At 62.8% G+C, this 1,286-nt stretch carries 1 protein-coding gene and 1 pseudogene; both read left to right on the top strand.

Features of this window, described 5'->3' with window-relative positions:
* Positions 1 to 236, top strand: a pseudogene (locus MTX34_RS25490) (hypothetical protein); the annotation flags it as partial.
* A gap of 65 nt (positions 237 to 301) precedes the next feature.
* Entirely contained in the window at positions 302 to 1,249 is a 948-nt protein-coding gene (locus MTX34_RS25485) for a DDE-type integrase/transposase/recombinase (RefSeq protein WP_243611202.1), read from the top strand.
* Positions 1,250 to 1,286 lie beyond the last annotated feature (37 nt).

Genomic DNA, 1,286 nt, shown 5'->3' with positions numbered 1-1,286 from the left:
TGGTTCCGCGTCAGACTGAACCGATGAACTCGCAACCGAAGGGCCGGCAGGGAATGGTCGAACGGCGAGCCATCGAGACGGCGCGCCACGCCGAGGAACTCGCCCAACGTGACGCTCAGATCCGTGAGCTCAAGGAGACCAACGAGCTGCTGGGAAAAGCTATCGGGCTCTTGCACACACTGAACGTGCCCGAGCCCGACGACACCCCACCGACACGCGATCCCACCGATTCCTGAGCACAGAGAACACCCTCGTCGGCGAACTGGCCCCGCTCACCGGATCGGTGCGTCGAGCATTGACGATGGTCGGGTTGTCCCGCTCGACGTGGCATTACCGCCGCAACCCCAGGGTCAAAACCGAACACCCTGTGCACCAACGTGATCGGCAGTATCCGAGCAGAATCGACACCACCGATCGCACGCGGGTCGAAGCGTTGATCGACACCGGATGGCAAGCCGGCAACTCGGTCGATCACTCCTTCGCCACCGCCTGGGACACCGGAACGATGATCGCCTCACGTCGCTCGTGGTGGCGCATCGCAGCAGCGGTGATCGATCAACGCAACCGCCCGAGCACACCGACCAAGAAAAGCACCCGCACCCCGCGCCGGATGCCCGTCCACACCGCCACCGCACCCGGTCAGGTGTGGAGTTGGGACATCACCGATCTGCACTCACCGTGGCGCGGTGCCTCGTTCAAGGCGTACTCGATCATCGACATCCACTCCCGGCTGATCGCAGGGTGGCGCGTGGAGGAACGAGAGAGTGATCACCTCGCCGCAGAGATGTTCGAGATCGCCATAAAGCATTACGGCGCACCATCATTCGTCCACGCCGATTCCGGTGCCGCGATGCGCTCGAATACTCTCAGGAACTGTTTGACCGCACACGGCGTCGGGCTCACCCACAACCGGCCCTACGTCAGTAACGACAATCCGTTCTCCGAGTCCGAGTTCCGGACCATGAAATACCGGCCGAACTACCCGGGCATCTTCTCCGACATCGATACCGCCCGCGGACACCTCACCGACTACGTCCACTGGTACAACACCGACCACAAACATTCCGGCATTGCATTGTTCTCACCCGCAGACGTGCACTCCGGGAGCTGGCGACAGTTATGGACCGACCGCGATCGCGCCCACCAGGCCTACTACGACCGACACCCCGAACGGTTCCGCCGCCGCCCCTGCACACCACAACCGCCCGCAACCGTCGGAATCAACAACAACCGACTCCAGACAGCTTGACATTGAGCGGCGTTCAGCAAACGCGCGCGCGTTTGCG

The sequence above is a fragment of the Rhodococcus sp. ARC_M5 genome, assembly GCF_022810405.1.
Classification (GTDB): domain Bacteria; phylum Actinomycetota; class Actinomycetes; order Mycobacteriales; family Mycobacteriaceae; genus Rhodococcoides; species Rhodococcoides navarretei.
The sequence above is the reverse complement of the archived record's forward strand: the minus strand, read 5'-3'. Positions and strand labels throughout refer to the sequence as shown.

Bases quoted from the DNA above. Each gene is read 5' to 3' on its own strand.
- MTX34_RS25485 (WP_243611202.1), top strand. From the start codon at position 302: ATGGTCGGGTTGTCCCGCTCGACGTGGCATTACCGCCGCAACCCCAGG.